The 19,121-nt window shown below is 31.0% G+C and carries 18 protein-coding genes, 1 tRNA gene and 1 other annotated feature (1 of these 20 only partly in view); of the genes, 1 reads left to right on the top strand and 18 read right to left on the bottom strand.

Going from position 1 to position 19,121, the window contains the following annotated elements; translation table 11 throughout:
* Positions 1–150: 150 nt before the first annotated feature.
* The 13 genes from BMY79_RS07195 to BMY79_RS07135 all read right to left on the bottom strand — a co-directional run bounded on the left by BMY79_RS07195 (position 151) and on the right by BMY79_RS07135 (position 10,918).
* Positions 151–236 (bottom strand) — tRNA-Ser (locus tag BMY79_RS07195).
* 153 nt (positions 237–389) lie between these two features.
* Positions 390–1,019, bottom strand: a complete 630-nt coding sequence (locus BMY79_RS07190; protein WP_022748261.1) for a histidine phosphatase family protein — start codon at positions 1,017–1,019, stop codon at positions 390–392.
* A 305-nt stretch (positions 1,020–1,324) separates the two neighbouring features.
* The gene (locus BMY79_RS07185) at positions 1,325–2,926 is read right to left on the bottom strand and encodes a DEAD/DEAH box helicase (RefSeq protein ID WP_022748260.1); all 1,602 of its coding nucleotides are present in this window, start codon (positions 2,924–2,926) and stop codon (positions 1,325–1,327) included.
* 114 nt (positions 2,927–3,040) lie between these two features.
* Positions 3,041–3,325 (bottom strand): GIY-YIG nuclease family protein, encoded by a 285-nt coding sequence (locus tag BMY79_RS07180; protein ID WP_027422328.1) that lies wholly within the window; start codon positions 3,323–3,325, stop codon positions 3,041–3,043.
* 88 nt (positions 3,326–3,413) lie between these two features.
* Positions 3,414–5,024 (bottom strand): tetratricopeptide repeat-containing diguanylate cyclase, encoded by a 1,611-nt coding sequence (locus BMY79_RS07175; RefSeq protein ID WP_027422327.1) that lies wholly within the window; start codon positions 5,022–5,024, stop codon positions 3,414–3,416.
* A 72-nt stretch (positions 5,025–5,096) separates the two neighbouring features.
* The gene (locus BMY79_RS07170; protein ID WP_022748256.1) at positions 5,097–5,618 is read right to left on the bottom strand and encodes a hypothetical protein; all 522 of its coding nucleotides are present in this window, start codon (positions 5,616–5,618) and stop codon (positions 5,097–5,099) included.
* Between the two features lie 3 nt (positions 5,619–5,621).
* Positions 5,622–6,497 carry a 16S rRNA (adenine(1518)-N(6)/adenine(1519)-N(6))-dimethyltransferase RsmA gene (rsmA, locus tag BMY79_RS07165; RefSeq protein WP_027422326.1) on the bottom strand — a complete coding sequence of 292 codons (876 nt, stop codon included), beginning with the start codon at positions 6,495–6,497 and terminating at the stop codon, positions 5,622–5,624.
* A gap of 84 nt (positions 6,498–6,581) precedes the next feature.
* Positions 6,582–7,157 carry a rhomboid family intramembrane serine protease gene (locus BMY79_RS07160; RefSeq protein WP_022748252.1) on the bottom strand — a complete coding sequence of 192 codons (576 nt, stop codon included), beginning with the start codon at positions 7,155–7,157 and terminating at the stop codon, positions 6,582–6,584.
* 7 nt (positions 7,158–7,164) lie between these two features.
* Positions 7,165–7,668 carry a hypothetical protein gene (locus BMY79_RS07155; protein WP_029067589.1) on the bottom strand — a complete coding sequence of 168 codons (504 nt, stop codon included), beginning with the start codon at positions 7,666–7,668 and terminating at the stop codon, positions 7,165–7,167.
* Between the two features lie 3 nt (positions 7,669–7,671).
* The gene (locus BMY79_RS07150; RefSeq protein WP_027422325.1) at positions 7,672–8,052 is read right to left on the bottom strand and encodes a DUF956 family protein; all 381 of its coding nucleotides are present in this window, start codon (positions 8,050–8,052) and stop codon (positions 7,672–7,674) included.
* 93 nt (positions 8,053–8,145) lie between these two features.
* Positions 8,146–9,078 (bottom strand): PTS system mannose/fructose/sorbose family transporter subunit IID, encoded by a 933-nt coding sequence (locus BMY79_RS07145; protein WP_197020003.1) that lies wholly within the window; start codon positions 9,076–9,078, stop codon positions 8,146–8,148.
* Between the two features lie 16 nt (positions 9,079–9,094).
* A complete protein-coding gene (locus tag BMY79_RS07140) occupies positions 9,095–9,916 on the bottom strand; it encodes a PTS mannose/fructose/sorbose transporter subunit IIC (protein WP_022748245.1) in 822 nt (273 codons plus the stop codon).
* Between the two features lie 12 nt (positions 9,917–9,928).
* Complete coding sequence (locus tag BMY79_RS07135) at positions 9,929–10,918, bottom strand: PTS sugar transporter subunit IIB (RefSeq protein WP_022748243.1); 990 nt, start codon at positions 10,916–10,918, stop codon at positions 9,929–9,931.
* 524 nt (positions 10,919–11,442) lie between these two features.
* Between BMY79_RS07135 and BMY79_RS07130 the strand changes: the two genes are divergently transcribed.
* On the top strand, positions 11,443–11,901 hold the full coding sequence (locus BMY79_RS07130; protein ID WP_022748242.1) for a hypothetical protein: 459 nt from the start codon (positions 11,443–11,445) through the stop codon (positions 11,899–11,901).
* 426 nt (positions 11,902–12,327) lie between these two features.
* Here BMY79_RS07130 and BMY79_RS07125 read toward each other — a convergent pair whose 3' ends face one another.
* The 5 genes from BMY79_RS07125 to metG all read right to left on the bottom strand — a co-directional run bounded on the left by BMY79_RS07125 (position 12,328) and on the right by metG (position 18,821).
* The gene (locus BMY79_RS07125; protein WP_074730671.1) at positions 12,328–13,572 is read right to left on the bottom strand and encodes a methyl-accepting chemotaxis protein; all 1,245 of its coding nucleotides are present in this window, start codon (positions 13,570–13,572) and stop codon (positions 12,328–12,330) included.
* A 115-nt stretch (positions 13,573–13,687) separates the two neighbouring features.
* Positions 13,688–14,338, bottom strand: a complete 651-nt coding sequence (locus tag BMY79_RS07120; protein ID WP_022748239.1) for an HAD family hydrolase — start codon at positions 14,336–14,338, stop codon at positions 13,688–13,690.
* Positions 14,339–14,443: 105 nt separating this feature from the next.
* Positions 14,444–16,351, bottom strand: coding sequence for a heavy metal translocating P-type ATPase (locus BMY79_RS07115; protein ID WP_029067585.1), 1,908 nt, complete (start codon positions 16,349–16,351; stop codon positions 14,444–14,446).
* Positions 16,352–16,398: 47 nt separating this feature from the next.
* Entirely contained in the window at positions 16,399–16,617 is a 219-nt protein-coding gene (locus BMY79_RS07110; protein ID WP_027422322.1) for a cation transporter, read from the bottom strand.
* A gap of 221 nt (positions 16,618–16,838) precedes the next feature.
* Positions 16,839–18,821 carry a methionine--tRNA ligase gene (gene metG / locus BMY79_RS07105; protein ID WP_074730670.1) on the bottom strand — a complete coding sequence of 661 codons (1,983 nt, stop codon included), beginning with the start codon at positions 18,819–18,821 and terminating at the stop codon, positions 16,839–16,841.
* A gap of 129 nt (positions 18,822–18,950) precedes the next feature.
* Positions 18,951–19,121, bottom strand: a binding site (T-box leader); it runs 83 nt beyond the window's last position.

Raw genomic sequence — 19,121 nt, 5'->3', positions numbered from 1 at the left:
TATAACTCCATTTTTATTAAATCTTAATTTATATTTTACTTTATACACACAACTGGCAGCATTATACTTAAGAATATATAGTATTGTGTTGCTAGTTTTTTATATTTTTTTATAAAAAAAACAACCAACAAATGTTGATTGTTTATAAAACGCAGGGGGTGGGATTCGAACCCACGTGCCCTTGCGGACAAACGGTTTTCAAGACCGCCTCGTTATGACCACTTCGATACCCCTGCATCTATTCAATTTGTCACTCGACACAAATTATATTATCATAGGAGTCGATCATTGTCAACTGTTTTTTATATTTTTTTCAATTTTATTTTTTCTCTATTTTTTCTTAATATCGTATATTTGATTATTCTATTTTAAGGGCTTAGTATTATATACTACTTATCTTCGAGTTTAGCAAACTGTTTATCTAAAACTCTTACTCTTCCTTGTCCCTGATCATTTACATCTACGATTGTTACTGAACAATTTGGTGGAACCTTACCTCTCCAAATATCTGTTTTATCTGTATAGAAATTACATAAAAAACATCTACTTGCTGCACCATGTGATGAAATCAAAATATTTTTATCCTTGTATTCCGGATTATTTACTAAGGATTCATAAAAATCTTTTGTTCTTTCAATTACATCCTTAAACGTCTCCCCATGAGGAGGTCTTTTGCATTTTAATGGATTATTATAAAATTTGTGTAAAAAATCTTCTGGAATAACTTCACTTTCACCTTCTAAAACACTTTCGCCTTCATAATCACCAAATGATATTTCTTCTATTCTTTCATCTATAATCATTGGTATATTTCTACCAACAGTAATAAGCTCTGCTGTTTGTCTTGCTCTTTTTAATGGACTACAGATAACCATATCAATTGGGACATCTAACATTGCCTCTCCTGTCTTAGCAGCTAATTCTAAACCATTTTCATTAAGTGGAATATCCATTCTACCTTGTAACTTTTTTAATTTGTTCCATGGAGTTTGACCATGACGTAAAACATATAATGTCATATCTTATCCTTTCATTTTTAAATTACTACAATTTTCCATTGCTATTTTATCACATTTTCTTTTTTTATACCAAAAAAACTAGCAGGTTCTTTTCCGCTCATACAGAACCTACTAGTTTATAAAAGTGAAACAGTTTATATGAAATACTCCCCAGTACTTCCCCGCTTCTCACCCCTTACGAGGCATATATAAATAATCCATTGACTTCTTCTCAATTAAATATATCGTCTCTTTTTTATTTTTTTATAGTTTTTTCAGAAAAAATTTTTATTTTATTTTTTATTATAAAAATTTTATTCTTACAATTATCTTGCGTTTGCTGGCTCTACATTAATTGATTTTCCTTTGATTTTAGCTTTTTTCATTGCTTTTAATACAACTTTAGCATATTCTTTTGGAACTTCAACAAATGTGTAATTATCATACATATCAATTGCGCCTACAAGTTTACCTGGAATGTTAGCTTCTCCTGCAACTGCACCAAGGATATCGCCTGGTCTGATTTTTTGATTCTTTCCAATATTAACAAATAATCTAACCATGCCTTCTTCCGCACCTGTATCACTGAAATCCCAAGAACTTTCTTCTTCAACTTCTTCTTTTGTGCCTTCAACCATACCTAATGCTTGTTTTAAAAATGCTGCTGCAATATCCATTGAAGTATAATCAGATTCATTAACTTGACTTTCAATAATATCAATCATATCGTCTAATTTTTCATTATCGATAATTCTTGAAATCTCTTCCATAATCTTTTCTGCTCTAATTTGAGCTATATCCTCTGATGATGGAATTGCCTTATGTTTAATCTTTGTCTTACAGTATCTCTGAATATCTTTTAATTTGTATACTTCTTTTCCTCTTACAAAAGTAAAAGCTCTTCCTTCTCGTCCTGCTCTACCTGTACGACCAATTCTATGTACGTAATATTCGTCGTCTTGTGGAATATCATAATTAAAAACAGCTTCCACATCATCAACATCAATACCTCTAGCTGCAACGTCTGTTGCAATTAAGATATCTGTCTTACCAGTTCTAAACTTACGCATTACTCTATCTCGCTGAACTTGTTTCATGTCTCCATGTAAACCTTCTGCAAAATATCCTCTTTGTTTTAATTCAGATACTAATTCATCAACCATTCTCTTTGTATTACAAAATACAACTGAAAGTTTTGGATTATAATAATCTAATAATCTTGATAAGACATCGATTTTATCATGTCTTTTAACGTCATAATAATATTGCTCAATATTTGGTACTGTAAGTTCTTTTTTAGTAATTTTGATATGCTTAGCATCATGTTGATATTTTCTTGTAATATCCATGATTGGTTTTGGCATTGTTGCAGAAAATAACACTGTTTGTCTATCTTCTGATGGCATATACTCTAAAATTGTCTCAATGTCTTCTCTGAATCCCATGTTAAGCATTTCATCTGCTTCATCTAGTACGATTGTTTTAATTTCATCGCATTTAATAGTTTTTCTTCTAAGGTGATCCATAATACGGCCTGGTGTTCCAATTACAATTGAAACTCCACCTTTTAACGCCTTAATTTGACGTCCGATATCTTGTCCACCATACACTGGTAAAATTTTAACACCGTGCATGTATTTTGATAATTTATGTAATTCCTCTGTTGACTGAATTGCTAATTCTCTTGTTGGAGATAATACAATTGCTTGTGTTTTTTTAATACTTGGATCTACTTTTTGTAAAAGTGGAATCCCGAATGAAGCTGTTTTACCAGTTCCTGTTTGAGCCTGTCCAATAACATCTACCCCGCTTATTACTGCTGGAATTGCTTGGCTTTGAATCGGTGTCGCCTCTTCAAATCCCATGTCTTTGATAGCTCTTAAAATTTGAGGTTTTAACTCAAGATCTTCAAATTTCACTGTTTTCATATATATCCTTTCTGTGTGTATACCTAAAAAAAGAACGCTGAATGCAGCGTTCTAATAACCTGGTTTTCTTCGTATATCTATTTTCTATTATTCTAATCTAACATTTCAATTTTATCAATTTTTGGCTTCACTGTCAAGATTTTTAATCAGTGTTTCCTTCTTATTCCTAGAATATTGTTTAATATGCCATTCTCGACTCATTGCTTCTTGTTTTGTTGGAAAAGATTCATAATACACTAACTCAACCGGTCGTCGAGTCTTTGTATATTTTGCCCCTTTTCCTTCATTATGGGCCTTAATTCTTTTCTCTAAATCATTAGTCCAACCAGTATAGTATGTGCCATCACTGCATTTTACTATATATGTATAATTCGTACATTTAGTGTCTTGGCAAGTTATTTTACTCTGTGCGTTAATCGATTCTTTAGAAAGTGCCTTATCTTTAGTTTCTTTTTTACGTATTTCTTTTTCTGTTTTTTGTACAGAATTAAATGCTAACTTTTTCACCTAGTATTCCACCCTCGTAGTCATTTTTACCTGCCTCTTTAACCTTATACAACGCTTTATCTGCAATCTCTAGATAGTCTTGCAACTTATTATCTGCACTTGGAATTCCGCAACAAATACCTTGCGATACTGTCACTTTTTTATCGCATTTAGAATATTCATGTTTAATATTCGCCCTACCTATTGCCTCGTGTAAAAGTCTTTCGTTTAAAATTGCTTGTTCTAGTGTTACGTTTTCATAGATAATAATAAATTCATCTCCACCATATCGCGCAAAAAATCCATTTTTTTTGCCAACAAATTCTTTTATTATTTTTGATATTAAACGCAAGCACTCATCACCTTGTTGATGTCCATAATTATCGTTATATTCCTTAAAAAAATCAACATCTAATATTTCTATTGCTATTGCTTTTTGATACATTCTTGCCCGTTTTATTGCCTTTTTGGCATACTCTACAAGCCCATATCTATTTGGCATCTGGGTCAGTTGATCAATCTCTGATTTTTTTTGTAAAAGTTGATTTTTTAATTCCATTTGAAGTCTACGCTTTTCTTCATTTTCTAAGCTCATTCTGATAGTAAGCATATATCTAGCCATAATATTATTTTCCTCATCCATCAATTCTGAATACTCATAATACAAACCTGTTGCCTTTAAAAATTCAGCATTTTTTTGATGGATCCTATAATATTTTATTTTTATTGACATAAGTCGCATTTGAAAATAAATCATCCTAACATTCTTTAAAATTGGCTCAACGACATTTATCACAGCCCACAAATCATCATCTAAATCTGTTTCTAATAACATATTACAATAGTCATCTATATCTTCAAAACAATCTATTATCCCCATATGATTTGGTAAGTTTTCAGTTATTATTTTTACACATGCATTTCTTGATTTGTAATCCTTTATTTTATGATAATAAATTGCTTCGATTGTAAGAAACGAAATTCTATCTATATTTTCTGAACCATCCCAAAAATTATTTACGGCAAGTCGTATTGTTTCTCTTGCACGTTCAAATTCTTCTTGCTTAATGTATATTTTAATCAAATTAGAATATATGCATAGCATTACAGTATCATTATAATCTTCTTTATTTTCAAAAAAAATTAATGCTTTATTAATCATTTTTTTGGCTTCCTCTATTTTTCCCACTGAAAAATACAAAGTACCAACATTCATTTCTATAATACTTTTTATTTCATTTAACTTTATAGAATCACAATATTTAAGGCCATTCAAATAATAATCCATAGCAATAGGAGCATTTCCACCATTTGCAGTAAAAATGCCCATTCTATTATAACTTTTTGCTATTAACTTATTTTTATTCATTTCTATTAAATATGTCAAAGCCTTGCTCGAATCATTAAAAAACTTTTCTGAATCATTTAGCCAATAATATATCTCACTCCTAAAATAATATCCTAATCCATACGCAACTACATTGCTATTTTTTCGGGCATATTTTAGCAATTTATCGCAATACTCTAGCGTTAATCTCGCATCATTTCTTCGATTGTCGAGTATTTGATCCACTATTTTTTTTACTTCATCATTGCAATCCCTTGTATTCATTTTCCACTCCTATCTAATAAATAAAAATTCATTAACGCCTCAAATTTATAACACTTAAAGTATCAATAAAACTTATCTAAAAATTAGAGCATTAGATTTCATTAAAATATCTAACATTTCAGGATAGTGTACCAATGTTATAGCCATAATTACAACTGTTCCCATCCTAAATACGCCTCCAATCACCGAAATAATATCGGCAAATGATAGCTTTTCATTAAAATTACATGTTCTATATAACAAATATATGTCCCTTATAAGGAAAAGTACTAATATGTGTCCAAAAATTTTATATCCAGCTCTTTTTATCTGAATAATATCATAGATAATGATTAAAATTATAAGGACATTTATACACATCATAAAATTTGACCATATTTCATAAGAAGTTGTATACAACAATTCATTACATTTTTCTCTTCTACTAACTTGTATCGTTAATTCTATACTTTCTCTAAATGGTATACAACTAATTAATGCTATTATAGCTTGAAAAGGCATTAGTACCGCTAATAACGACTTCGTAAAATCTTTTACTTTTTTTCTATTGCCTTTTGGTTTTATTATATAATTAAAATCATTATTGTATTGCATATATTAACCCTCTTTTAATTTTCTATTAATTATATTACTCAATTTTGCAAATTGTTCTAATGATAATTTTTCTCCTCTAATATTTAATTCTACCCCTAGTTCTTCAATACTTTCTTGTATCTGTTCTTTGCTCAATGGAATTCCACCATAATTTTTTAGTCCGTTTGCTAATGTTTTACGTCTTTGATTAAATGATGCTCTTATAACTTTAAATAACATCTTTTCATCATCTACTTCAACCGGTGGGTTTTCGTGACATGTCAATTTTATTACTGCACTACCAACCTTAGGCTGTGGCATAAAACAACTTGGTGGAACATTTAATACTATTTTAGGATTAGAATAATACTGAACTGCTAGTGAAAGTGCACCATAATCTTTACTTCCTGGGCCAGTTTGCATTCTATCTGCCACTTCCTTTTGAACCATTATTGTTATGCTTTCTACTGGTACATGACTCTCAAACAATCCCATAATAATTGGTGTAGTTATGTAATATGGTAAATTTGCCACTACTTTTATAGGACGTCCATTGTTTTTTTCTTCTGCAATTTTATTAATATCAACTTTCAAAATATCTTGGTTAATAACCTCAACATTATCATATTCTTTTAATGTATCTTTTAAAATTGGAATAAGATTTGTATCAATTTCCACTGCTAAAACTTCTCTTGCATTTTCACACAAATACTGTGTCATTGTTCCAATTCCTGGTCCAATTTCAACAACAAAATCATCTTTTGTAATTTCAGATGCTTCAATAATATCCTCCAAAACACCTGTATTTATTAAAAAGTTTTGTCCAAATTTCTTTTGAAAATTAAAATTATATTTTTGTAATACTTCTATAGTATTTTTTGGATTTCCAAGTGTTGCCATAAAATCCTCCTACTCACTTGTAACATTTTTCTTTTTGCTTAATAATCTATATTCTACCATAACTTTGCTATAGTATTCTATTTTTTATCGTTTTTGTAATACAAAACCAAATGACGCTCCTATAACACCGCCTATAATATGGCTTAAATTTGACACATTGCTTTTTACAAATAGTCCATCAAAAACCTGACCACCGATATAAAACAGTGCAACCAAAATTAATGTAATTGGAACATAACCACTCTTTGTATTAGTGAATGGCGACAATAAAATAAATGCAAAAACTACGCCACTTGCCCCTAATAATGCTCTTCCTGGAAAAAACATATAATTTACAATGCCAGTTATAAAAGCTGTCAACAGAATTATAACTAATATGTTTTTAGAACCATATTTTTCTTCTAATAATGGTCCTACTACAAGTAGCAATGTGATATTTCCTATCAAATGTTCTCTTGATGCATGACCTAATACGTGTGTGAAAAATCTAAGATAAGTTAGTGGATTAGTTAATGAAGAACGATAAACCGAAAAAAACATATGATTAATTTTATATCCTACTAATTGACTTAAAATATAAGCCCCAAAACATAGCAATGTAAATACAACTATAACTGGTGAATTGTTTGTTATTTTAAATTTTTCCAAAAATTTATTCATTCTTACTCTACTCTCCTAATTTTTTTATTATTCTCTTAATTCTTTCATCTTCTTTATAATACACTATTTTAACTGGCCAAGGGAGTCCTAAAATAAAATCTTTATCTTTTTCATTTAATTTTTCCAATTTTTTTAAAAATAAATCTTTGTCCTTATATAATAAAATTCCAAACTTTATCGGAATGTAACTTTCTTTATCAATTTCTTCTTCATCATCAATCAAAACTCTCTTTAAAGATGTCTTGCCATACTTTCCATACTCTTTAACATACTTATATTTTTTCTTGGGAGTTTCCTTTTTAGGATCTTCTAATAGTATTATTTTTTCGGAAACTAAATACTCCCAAGAAATTTCTCTTATTACATCTTCGGGCGTAGGAAAGTCTAATCTCTTTTTTATTTCTTTGGTACTTAAACCTTTTTTCGTTAAAGCTCTAATTGTTCCTGCGCTCGCCATATCATACATAAAATTTTTTAACGCTTTATGAAAATAACTATCTTCTTTGCTCATATTTTATAATTTATTTCTATGAAATAAACCACAAATCCCCTTTCTTATCACATCAAAAAATGACAATGACTTAACAAGTCTCTTCTCTGGAATATAATTTCTAACTGCTCTTAATAATTCTTTATTGTTTTTTCCTGAAAAACTATAGTATTTATCGGAATCCTTTATAAAAATAGTAAAGCGTGCAATCCACTTATTTGCATATACCGATGCTGCTATATAATCGATTTTATCCCATGGAATTTGAATATAATCTCTTTTACTTTTTTCTCCATAAAACTCAAAAGCTTTATCTCCAATCATAATCTGTCCTGTTTTTGTCATTCCAATAAAAGCACTCGCTCTCATTGTTAAATCTACTTTTGTGTTCATTGAACTTATCATTTTTTCTTCCTCTTTTAATCCTTTTTTTATATGCATAATACCCCACTTTTATAGTGGGGTATTAAACTGTAACTCATATTTTAATTATATTTCTTAGAATAAGCCGATGTATTTACCAAATATACCAACTACGAATAATAAGATAATAATTGCAATTGGAGAAACATCCTTCTTTAATAATTTACAACATAATAGTGTTAATAATAATGCTGCAAATCCTGGAATTAACTGGTCTAAGTTCTGCTGTAATGTTGTAACTTTTTCAACATTAAGACCTGTACCACCTAACTGGTTGTACTGTGTAAATGCCTCTTTTAATACTTTAGCTGTGCCACCTTTTGTTTGTGCTACAGCTGTCCAATCAATATATGCACCTTTTTGCTGTCTAACAGTTGATACAACTGGAGCGAAGTTGATGCTTACCCATCTTTGTACAAGTGCACCGATTACGAACATACCAAGGATTGAAGAACCCTGTGTGATTTTTCCTAATAATCCGCCTGATAAATCTTTTGTAATTTCTGTACCTACTTTATATCCGAAATATGTTGTATAGAATAAGAATGCGAATCTTATTACGTTCCATAATACGAAGAATAAGATAGGTCCTAAAATACTTCCACCCATTGCAAGTGAAGCACCTAAAGCACCAAGGATTGGTCTAAGTGTGAACCAGAATACAGGATCACCTACACCTGCTAAAGGTCCCATCATACCAACTTTTACACCTTGGATTGTTTCATCAGAAACGTCTGCTCCATTAGCTCTATCTTCTTCAAGAGCTAATGTAACACCCATGATTGGTGCAGATACGTATGGATGTGTATTATAGAATTCCATATGTCTTTTTAAAGCAGCTGCTCTGTCTTCTTTGCTTGTATATAATTTTTTAATAGCTGGTATTATTGAATAACACCATCCACCATTTTGCATACGTTCATAGTTCCATGATCCCTGAAGGAACTGATGACGCCATGTTACTGCAAAAATGTCGTCGTTTGATAATTTTTTCTTTTTTTCCATCATTGCAATGTCCCTCCAATTATTTATAATCGTTTAATATATCTCCAAGTGGATCACCTGAACCACTTCCACCATTTCCTCCGTTTGACTTAGCTGATTCTTTAAGTCCAAGGTAAATTAATGCAAGTGAAACACCGATTGCACCAAGAGAAATAAGTGTTAACTGACTAATAGCTGCTAAACAGAAACCGATTGCAAAGAATGGCCAAACTTCTTTTGTTGCCATCATGTTGATAACCATAGCATAACCTACGGCTGCAACCATTCCACCACCAGCTGCCATACCGCCTGTTACAACTTCTGGCATTGCTTCAAGTGTGCTCTGAACTGTTCCTGAAGGAATTGCACAAAGTGCCATTGCAGGAATCATAATACGAACACCTTGCATTATAATAGCAACCCATTGTACAACTTCGATTGTTTTAAAATCACCTTTTTCAGCAGCTGCATCCTGTACGTGTACAAGTGGAATTGCAAGTGTACGACAAATCATTGTTAAGAATAAACCTGCTACTGAAAGTGGAACTGCTGCAGCGATTGCTGAATTGATTGCAACTCCTTGTTTAACATTTCCACCGTTTAATGCTAATACCATTAAAATTGATGATGCAACTGATGCTAAAGCTGCATCTGGAGCAACTGCTGCTCCGATGTTTGCCCATCCAAGAGCCATTAATTGAAGTGTACCACCAAGGATAATACCTGCTCCTAAGTGTCCGCTTACTAAACCAATTAGTGTACACGCTACCAATGGCTGATGGAACTGGAATTCATCAAGAATACCTTCCATACCTGCTAGTAGCGCTACTAAAGCTATTAAAATAACTGTAACTACTGACATAATATTTCCTCCTTATTTAGCTAATTCTTCTTTAGCTTTCTTAAGCATTCCCTCAATGCTTGTTGGTGCATCACCAGGAACTTTTCTTACATCGAACTCAACGCCAAGTTTAATTAACTCTTCAATTGTTTCGATATCTTTTTGATCCATAGCTACGGCTTTTGATACAACAACCTTACCTGGTGTATGTGCCATAGAACCAAGATTAATTTTCTTAATGGAAACTCCACCTTTAATTGCTCTTAAAGCATCTTGTGGTGTTTCGAAAAGTAATAATGCTTTAGTGTTTCCAAATCTTGTATCCTTATCAACTTGGATCATTTTATCGATTGGAACAACGTGTGCTTTAACACCTGGAGGTGCTGCTTGTTCAATCATCTGTTTACGTAATGAATCGTGAGCTACGTTGTCAGATACTGCAATAATTCTATTTGGTTGTACAGATTTTGTCCAAGCTGTAGCAACCTGTCCATGTAATAGTCTAGTATCAATTCTAGCTAAAACATATTTAATTTTTCCATCTCCAATTACTGTTCCTTCTGGAATAGCCTGCTGTGGAGCTGCTGGTGCTGCTGGTGCAGCTGGTGTCTTAGCAACAGGTGCTAATGATTCTGGTTTAACTTTTACTCCGTCAACTGCAGTGTCCATTACAATAGTTGCAATCTCCTGTGCTGATTCTGAAGTAAATCTTGATCCACATGCTTCAATAAGCATTGGTAAATTTAGGCCACTTACTATAGCCCATGTGTCCTCGTGACCTGCAATCAAACCGTTTGCCTGATTAAAAGGTGTTCCCCCCCAAAGGTCTACAAGGAATAAAACTTGTGAAGGATCGTCGAATGAAGCAATTGCTTCTTCCATCTGTTTACGGATATCTTCTGGTCCATCACTTGGCATTAAAGTACAAGCTTTAATGTTTTCCTGTTCGCCAACAATCATTTGACAAGACTGGAGAATTCCAGCTGCAAAACTTCCGTGGCTAGCAACAATGATTCCTACCATTCTTCTAACTCCCTTTCTTTAGGATTTTTGTAATACAATGCTCGCAAAACTTTGCTGTATATGATTAATCACTTTCGTTAAACTGTTTGTACTTAACCCTTACTTGAAATTTTTATAGTTTTTCAAGTAAATTTTTACAGCGCCTATCGCATCTGCAAGTTATGATAAAGCACTTTAAGAAAAAAATCAAGCACTTTTAACAATTTTTTTTATTTTTTTCTTTGCCCATTAGTCATTTTAACTTATATATAATATATGCTCATTTAGATCTCTAAGATACGCTGCACATAATGCCTAATTAAATTATATATTAATACTCTTTTTCGTTGCTTGCCCAATTTTTAAAAAATGATTATTGACAATACTATTTTTTTCGTGATATAATTTTTCTTGTAAATAAGCATGTTACTTGTTTTTTAACGAGGCATTAGCTATCATAAACGATTTAATTAGGCTTATCTCTATAAGTCTATCTGTGTTTATGTTAGCTAATGCCTTTTTTATTTTTACGAAGGAGGATTACAATGAGAAACATTCATAGCAAAAATAATATCAACCAAACTTTATACGTTGTTTTAAGTTATTTAATTCTTTGTGTATTATTTTTATTATTTACTAGCTTCTTAAAATCTAAAGCATTATATAACTCTATTTTTGCTTATGTTATTTTTGTTGTATTTAGCTGTAGTCTATATAATTTATTGGCTAAGGCTTTTAGAAAAAGGACTCATTATGCCCTTTTTTCAGAACTTCTTAAGAACCCTAATTCTTGTGAAAGGACTGGTTTACAATTAAATATTTCACAAGATATATTAAACATTACTTTCCCTGCTTTTTGTGAAAATAAAAATCATGCTTTTTATAAAAATCTATCACTTACTCAATTCAAAAGCGGATATAACACCCTGTGTAAATTAAAGTGTTATCTGCTTTCTAAAAAGATTTTATATCTAAAGCATAAAAGCATTAACTATTTGTGTTAGATTAACATTTAAATCATAGCTGCAACTTTGGATTTAAAAAGACGAGAACACAGTAGACTTTTAATATATAAACAAATAAATATTTTGGGAATACTTAATATTCACTATGAAATTTACTTGACTGTAGGAGAGAATGTGCTCTATATTAATACTCCCCGTTTTTAATACCATATGGTTTTGCAAAAAAAACACGAATTTTTTTATATAAAATCTATTTCCTGATTAAACAAAAAAACTGCAGAACCATCAACTTTTCTACAGTCTTTTGTTTATATATTTATGTTTTATTATCTGAAGTTTTTTTATATCTAATACGTGTTTCTTCTATATTAATATATATTATATAAAACCAAAATACATATATCATAATTTGTGTTTAAACTAAAATTTAATCAACGGCATTTAATATGTAGGTATTAGCACTTATTATAACTTAAGTTTAAACTGTGCAACTGATTCTTGTAACTGGTTAGCACTATCAATCAGATCAGCACTAACTCTTGAATTTTCTTCTGAAACTTGTGAATTCACCTTGATTACTTCTGAAATCTCATCTACTTTTGCTGAAATATTCTTTAACGCAGCATTTTGTTCATCAGCATATTCTACAATTTCTTTTAATTTTTCACCTAAATCCATTGAATTTTTTACGCCCATTTGAATCGAATCAGCTGTATCACCAACTAAAGCTTTTCCTTTTTCTACCGCGTTTTTACTTCCATTTATTAAATCTGCAATATTATTACTTGCTTGAGAACTTTCATTTGCCAATTCACCTATTTCGTCAGCAACAACAGCAAATCCTTTACCTGCTTCTCCAGCTCTTGCAGCTTCAATTGATGCATTTAATGCCAACAAATTGGTTTGAGCCGAAATTCTATTAATTGTACCTATAATTTCTCCAATCTTATCGGATGTAGCATTTATCTCTTCCATCGCAATAACTACATTTTTCATTTTATCATTACCTGCATTCAACTGCATATTTGTCTCTCTTGAAATCTTATCAGCTGAGTTTGTATTATCAGTTATCTTTTCAATCTTATCCGACAAAACTTTAATTTCATCCGTCAGTTCTCCTAAGGCTTCATTTTGAGAACTTGTTCCCTCCGATACTTGTTCTGAACTATCTCTTACTTGCTCTGAACAGCTTAAAACATTAACAGAATTATCATTTACACTACTAAGTGTTTCTGTAAGTTGATCTTTAATATTATCAAGTGCATTTTCTATTTCTTTAAAATCACCTTGATATGATACATGCTTATGAACAGTCAAATTACCCTTTGCAATATTTCTAACTACATGGCTAATATCTTTTGTATATTTTCTTAACTCTTCAAGCATCTTATTAATTGAATCCGTCAATTCTGTATATATACCATAATTCCCATCAAACTTAACTGACAAGTCACCTTGTTCTACTTTTTTCATTTTACTCGTTATTTCAATTACTTCTTCATTTATAATTCCACCAGAATTAAGAATCCTTTTTATCGCAACTATTGTCAATAAATTAAATATTACAGTACCTATTGTTCCAATAAAAGCTATTATATCTATTCTTAATACGCCGAATACAGCAGCTAAAATTGCACAACCAATGGAAGAAAAAATACATACTGCCGTCATATTTTTTCCATTATCTTTGTAATCTCCATTCTCATTCATGTAAAAATCCTCCTTAGACATCAAAATTCAAACCTACTCACAACTTTTATCGGCCATTTTACTCTTCAAATTTACCAAAAAAGCAAGCCACAACAGTGACTTGCTTTTGTAAATTTTATTTTGTTTCTAATATTATATCTAAGTCCTTTGAAAGTCCCTCTCTTGATACAACCTGTACAGACTGCATTCTATAAGCAATAGCACCTTCAACATTTTCAATTCTGTCATCGAAAAATAGACATTGCGTCTCATCTAAATCGTATTTATCGCATAGTGCTTTATATATTGCTCTATCCGGTTTTGCTTTTTTTATCATGTATGAAACCATCATTCCATCGATGTCATCAAGAAAATCAGCATATCTTGTATGTTTCTTAAATAATGACTCAGGATAATTTGATAACAAATAAATTCCGTAACCTTGCTCTTTTAACATGTGAACTTTTTCCCACACATCTGGTCTTGCTACATGCATGAACTCTCCGTGTCTTATAAACCAGGAAATTGCTTTCGCATCTTTAGGATACTTTTTACAGAAAAGATCTATTATCTCCTCATCTGTTTTAGTTCCTAAATCAAATACATGCCATAATCTGTCTGGATCTTCAAATAATTCATTTCCTACTCTAATTGCATCCTCTTCACATAGACCATAATCCATAAGCATGTCTTTCCATCTATAATCTAGTAATACATCCCCAACATCAAAAACTATTGTTTTTACTTTTGATAGGATTACATTTTTTAATTCGTATTTACGTGACATAAAAAATTACTACCTCACACTTTCCTATTTAATTAAGATAAAAAATCAATGTATATTATATCAAAAGTTTGAAGTTTTCGAAAGTATTTTAGTGTATTATCATTATTATTTTTTTATTCGAAGACATCTTATTGCATTCAATACCGCAATAACCATTACTCCTACATCTGCAAAAATAGCAAACCACATATTGGCTACACCTATCGCACCTAATAAGAGACAAATCACTTTAATTCCTATTGCGAAATAAATATTCTCTCTTACTATTCTGATACATTTTTTTGATATTTTTATCGCAGTAGTTATTTTAAGTGGATCATCATCCATTAATACAATATCTGCAGCTTCTATTGCTGCGTCAGAACCAAGCACTCCCATCGCTATTCCGATATCAGCTCTTGATAAAACAGGCGCATCGTTTATTCCGTCTCCTACGAAAGCAACAACATCATTTTTTCTATCTTTATTCCCTAATATTTTTTCAAATTTCAAAACTTTATCCTGTGGCAATAATTCACTATAAACATTGTCTATCTTTAATTCATTTGCAACATTTTCTGCTGCATCTTTTGAATCACCTGTCAGCATTACTGTTTGCTTTATTCCGTTTTTCTTTAACTCTGCAATAGCACGCGCACTATTAGGTTTTAAAACATCAGAAATTACAATATGACCTTGATAAATATGATCAAGTGCAACATGTATTACTGTTCCTTTTAGCTTTGAACAATTATTCCATTTTGCTCCAATCATATCCATCAGCTTAGTATTACCAACACTTACTTTATGACCATTTACCATTGCTTCCACGCCTTGGCCAGCTATCTCTGTAATATCTGAAACATCACAGCTATCATTTTCGTCTGGAAATGCGTTTCTAATTGAATTAGCAATTGGATGATTTGAATAACGTTCAACATGTGCTACCAAATGTAGTAATTCCTTAGCCTCTAATGTTTTAGGATGAATTGCAACAACCTCAAATACACCTTTTGTTAATGTGCCAGTTTTATCAAATACTATTGTTTTTGTTTCCGCTAATCCTTCTAAAAAATTGGAACCTTTTACAAGTATTCCCTCTCTACTAGCGCTTCCTATTCCTGCGAAAAAGCTCAACGGTATACTGATAACCAATGCACATGGACATGAAATAACTAAAAATGTCAATGCTCTGTATAACCAAACTTTAAAATCTGCATCTTTTCCTGCAAACATAAGAAAGATCGGCGGACAAATAGTTAATGCTAGTGCCGCATAAACGACTATTGGTGTATAATATCTTGCAAATTTTGAAATAAATTTTTCTGATTTTGATTTTCGTGAACTTGCATCTTCTATTAATTCGAAAACTTTTGCCACAGTTGAGTCCTCATATAATTTAGTAGTCTCAACTTTTATTGCAGAATTAATATTTATACAACCACTAATAACTTCATCATTTTTTCTAACTTTTCTTGGAACTGATTCTCCCGTTAGTGCTGCAGTATCTAAACTTGTTTCTCCATCAATAACAACACCATCAATTGGAATCTTTTCTCCTGGCTTGATTACAATTTTACTTCCAACTTCAACATCTTCAGGATCAGTTTCTTCTATATTTCCATCTTCATCGAGGACATTTGCATATTCAGGGCAAATATCCATAAGGTCTGAAATATTTCTTCTACTTTTACCAACTGCGTAGCTTTGAAACAATTCACCAACTTGATAAAACCACATAACCGCGATTGCTTCTATATAATCACCGTCTTCAATTAATCCAATTGCGATTGCTCCAATAGTTGCAATTACCATCAATAAACATTCATCAAATGGCTGTTTATTTTTTATTCCTTTAAACGCCTTAATTATAATGTCATATCCAATTATAACGTATGGAACCATGTACATTGCAAATATTATCCATTTGTTTATGTTTTTTAAAACACTCACCTTTTCGACCAATAGAAGAATCGATAGCACTATAGCAGATATTATTATCCTATATAATACATTTTTTTGTTTTTTATTCATATTTCTCTCCTATATAGCTTTATCTCTTTTCCAAAAGTAATATTTCTTTATAGAAAAATCTCACAATCACTTTCAACTTTTTTGCAATTCTTTAACACCTCTTCCATTACTTCTTTTTGATTTACACCTTCATCAAATTCCACTTTCATTTTAAGAGTCATAAAATTAACAACTGCATTTTTTACTCCCTTTGTGTTGCGTGTAGCTTCCTCCATTTTGTTTGCACAGTTTGCACAATCCACATCAATTTTGTATGTTTTTTTCATAATAGCACCTCTTTCATAATATTAATTTTTACATTTCATTTTATCGATTAAACATTTATTTAATCTTTGATTTAAGAATATCCTTTTTTTATATTAATGTCAATAGAAATAAATATAAAATTTTTAAAAACAACTATCTTTTATATATTTTTTCGGACAAAAAAAGAAAGTAGAACCGGATTAATATCCTAAATTCTACTTTCATAAATTACTATTATATATTATGCAATTTCTGCTCCACTTGGCATATCTTTTTCAGGTTTCATTAGTGCAAGATTTCCTTCTGCATCTTCTGCACATAATAACATTCCTTCTGATAATACTCCAGCTAATTTTGCAGGTTTAAGATTACATAATACCATTACTTTTTTACCTACCATTTCTTCTGGTGTATAGTATTTTCTGATTCCTGATACAATTTGTTTAATCTGACTTCCAACTTTAACCTGTGAGCAAAGTAATTTTTTTGATTTTGGTACTGCTTCACATGCAATAATTTCTCCTACTTGGAATTGCATTTTTCCAAAATCATCAAAACTAATTTCTTCTTTTGGTTCAATATCAATTACTTCACCTTCAGCTTTTTCTTCGCTCTTGCCTTCTGTTGAAGCAAATTCAGCTTTTTGTTTTGCAATAATTTCTTCTACCTGTTTTTCTATCTCTTTTTGATCTAATCTAGCAAATAACATAATTGGTTTTTCAACAACCTTATTACCACTATCATATAATCCAAACTTGTCTAACTCATCAAAATCTCTGCATTGTGTATTAAGTTGTGTGAAGATTTTTTCTGCAGTCTCTGGTAAGAAACTATTTAATAAGCTTGCTCCAATTGTAATTGATTCTACTAAATTATATAAAACTTCTGATAATCTATCTTGTTTATCTTCATCTTTTGCAAGAATCCAAGGTGTTGTTTCATCAATATATTTGTTGCAACGACGGAATACATTAAACACCTCTGTAATTGCATCTGCAACTCTAAGTTTAGACATTTTTTCTTCTACTTTAGCTTTTGCATTTGTAACAACTTCCTTCAATGACTCATCTACTTCTTCGGATACACCTGTTTTTCTAACAACTCCATCAAAATATTTGTTACTCATTGAAACAGTTCTATTAACAAGATTACCTAAAATATTAGCAAGATCTGAATTGAATCGTTCTACTACTAAATCCCATGTAATGATACCATCATTTTCAAATGGCATTTCATGTAAAACAAAGTAACGAGTAGCATCTACTCCAAACATTCTTACTAAATCATCAGCATAAATCACGTTTCCTTTTGATTTAGACATTTTCTCTCCACCTTGTAATAACCATGGATGTCCAAATACTTGTTTTGGTAATGGTAAATCTAATGCCATTAAGAAAATTGGCCAATAAATTGTATGGAATCTTACAATATCTTTACCAATTAAGTGTAAGTCTGCTGGCCAGTTCTTATTGAATAATTCACTTGAGCCATCTGGATCATAGCCAATTTTGGTAATATAGTTTGTTAATGCATCCAACCAAACGTACACTACATGTTTTGGATCAAAATCTACTGGAATTCCCCAGCTAAATGATGTTCTTGATACACATAAATCCTGTAATCCTGGTAATAAGAAATTGTTCATCATTTCATTTTTTCTACTAACTGGCTGAATAAATTCAGGATGCTCATTGATATACTCAATTAATCTATCTGCATATTTACTCATTTTAAAGAAATATGCTTCCTCTTTAGCAGGTTTAACTTCTCTTCCACAATCAGGACATTTTCCATCTACAAGCTGTGATTCTGTCCAGAAAGATTCACAAGGTGTACAATATAATCCTTCATATGAAGATTTATAAATATCACCTTTGTCATATAATTTTTTGAAAATCTTCTTTACACATTTTTCATGATCTTCATCTGTTGTTCTAATAAAATTATCATATGAGGAATTTACTAAATCCCAAATTTTATGAATTTCATCTGCAACTTCATCTACGTACTGCTTTGGAGTAATTCCTTTTGCATTAGCTTTTTCCTCTATTTTCTGACCATGCTCATCTGTACCTGTCTGAAAATAAACATCATATCCTTCTGCTCTTTTATATCTTGCAATAGCATCTGCTAAAATTATTTCATAAGTATTACCAATATGTGGTTTACCTGATGCATATGCAATGGCTGTTGTCATATAAAATTTACCTTTGTTTGTTGCCATAATATTCCTCCATAATCTTTCTATTTGATAGATATAAAAATCTGTATCTATTCTTATTTTTATAATTTGTAAGTTTAATTTATTTACTACACTTACTATAAAGAGTTAAAAAAAAGCCTCCTGTATATAACAGAAGGCGAATTATTCACGTTACCACTTCATTTTACTTTTGTCTCACAACAAAAGCCTCTATAAGTAACTCATAAAATATAAATTACTTAATCACGCTATAACAGGCGCACCTGTCGAAACTTATCTACTAATTATAGTTCAGTCTCGCCACTCCAAAACCATCTTCAT

This window comes from Lachnobacterium bovis, from assembly GCF_900111325.1.
In the GTDB taxonomy this organism is placed as follows: Bacteria; Bacillota; Clostridia; order Lachnospirales; family Lachnospiraceae; genus Roseburia; species Roseburia bovis_A.
This window is presented reverse-complemented; position numbering and strand designations above follow the sequence as displayed.

Excerpts from the sequence above, each read along its gene's own strand:
- BMY79_RS07160 (WP_022748252.1), bottom strand. The coding sequence starts at position 7,157 with ATGAATAAATTTTTGGAAAAATTTAAAATAACAAACAATTCACCAGTT.
- BMY79_RS07135 (WP_022748243.1), bottom strand. The coding sequence starts at position 10,918 with ATGGTAGGAATCATTGTTGCTAGCCACGGAAGTTTTGCAGCTGGAATT.
- BMY79_RS07125 (WP_074730671.1), bottom strand. The coding sequence starts at position 13,572 with ATGAATGAGAATGGAGATTACAAAGATAATGGAAAAAATATGACGGCA.
- BMY79_RS07115 (WP_029067585.1), bottom strand. The coding sequence starts at position 16,351 with ATGAATAAAAAACAAAAAAATGTATTATATAGGATAATAATATCTGCT.
- metG (WP_074730670.1), bottom strand. The coding sequence starts at position 18,821 with ATGGCAACAAACAAAGGTAAATTTTATATGACAACAGCCATTGCATAT.
- BMY79_RS07150 (WP_027422325.1), bottom strand. The coding sequence starts at position 8,052 with ATGATAAGTTCAATGAACACAAAAGTAGATTTAACAATGAGAGCGAGT.
- BMY79_RS07170 (WP_022748256.1), bottom strand. The coding sequence starts at position 5,618 with ATGCAATACAATAATGATTTTAATTATATAATAAAACCAAAAGGCAAT.
- BMY79_RS07155 (WP_029067589.1), bottom strand. The coding sequence starts at position 7,668 with ATGAGCAAAGAAGATAGTTATTTTCATAAAGCGTTAAAAAATTTTATG.
- BMY79_RS07110 (WP_027422322.1), bottom strand. The coding sequence starts at position 16,617 with ATGAAAAAAACATACAAAATTGATGTGGATTGTGCAAACTGTGCAAAC.
- BMY79_RS07120 (WP_022748239.1), bottom strand. The coding sequence starts at position 14,338 with ATGTCACGTAAATACGAATTAAAAAATGTAATCCTATCAAAAGTAAAA.
- BMY79_RS07130 (WP_022748242.1), top strand. The coding sequence starts at position 11,443 with ATGAGAAACATTCATAGCAAAAATAATATCAACCAAACTTTATACGTT.
- BMY79_RS07145 (WP_197020003.1), bottom strand. The coding sequence starts at position 9,078 with ATGATGGAAAAAAAGAAAAAATTATCAAACGACGACATTTTTGCAGTA.
- BMY79_RS07185 (WP_022748260.1), bottom strand. The coding sequence starts at position 2,926 with ATGAAAACAGTGAAATTTGAAGATCTTGAGTTAAAACCTCAAATTTTA.
- BMY79_RS07190 (WP_022748261.1), bottom strand. The coding sequence starts at position 1,019 with ATGACATTATATGTTTTACGTCATGGTCAAACTCCATGGAACAAATTA.
- BMY79_RS07140 (WP_022748245.1), bottom strand. The coding sequence starts at position 9,916 with ATGTCAGTAGTTACAGTTATTTTAATAGCTTTAGTAGCGCTACTAGCA.
- BMY79_RS07175 (WP_027422327.1), bottom strand. The coding sequence starts at position 5,024 with ATGAATACAAGGGATTGCAATGATGAAGTAAAAAAAATAGTGGATCAA.
- rsmA (WP_027422326.1), bottom strand. The coding sequence starts at position 6,497 with ATGGCAACACTTGGAAATCCAAAAAATACTATAGAAGTATTACAAAAA.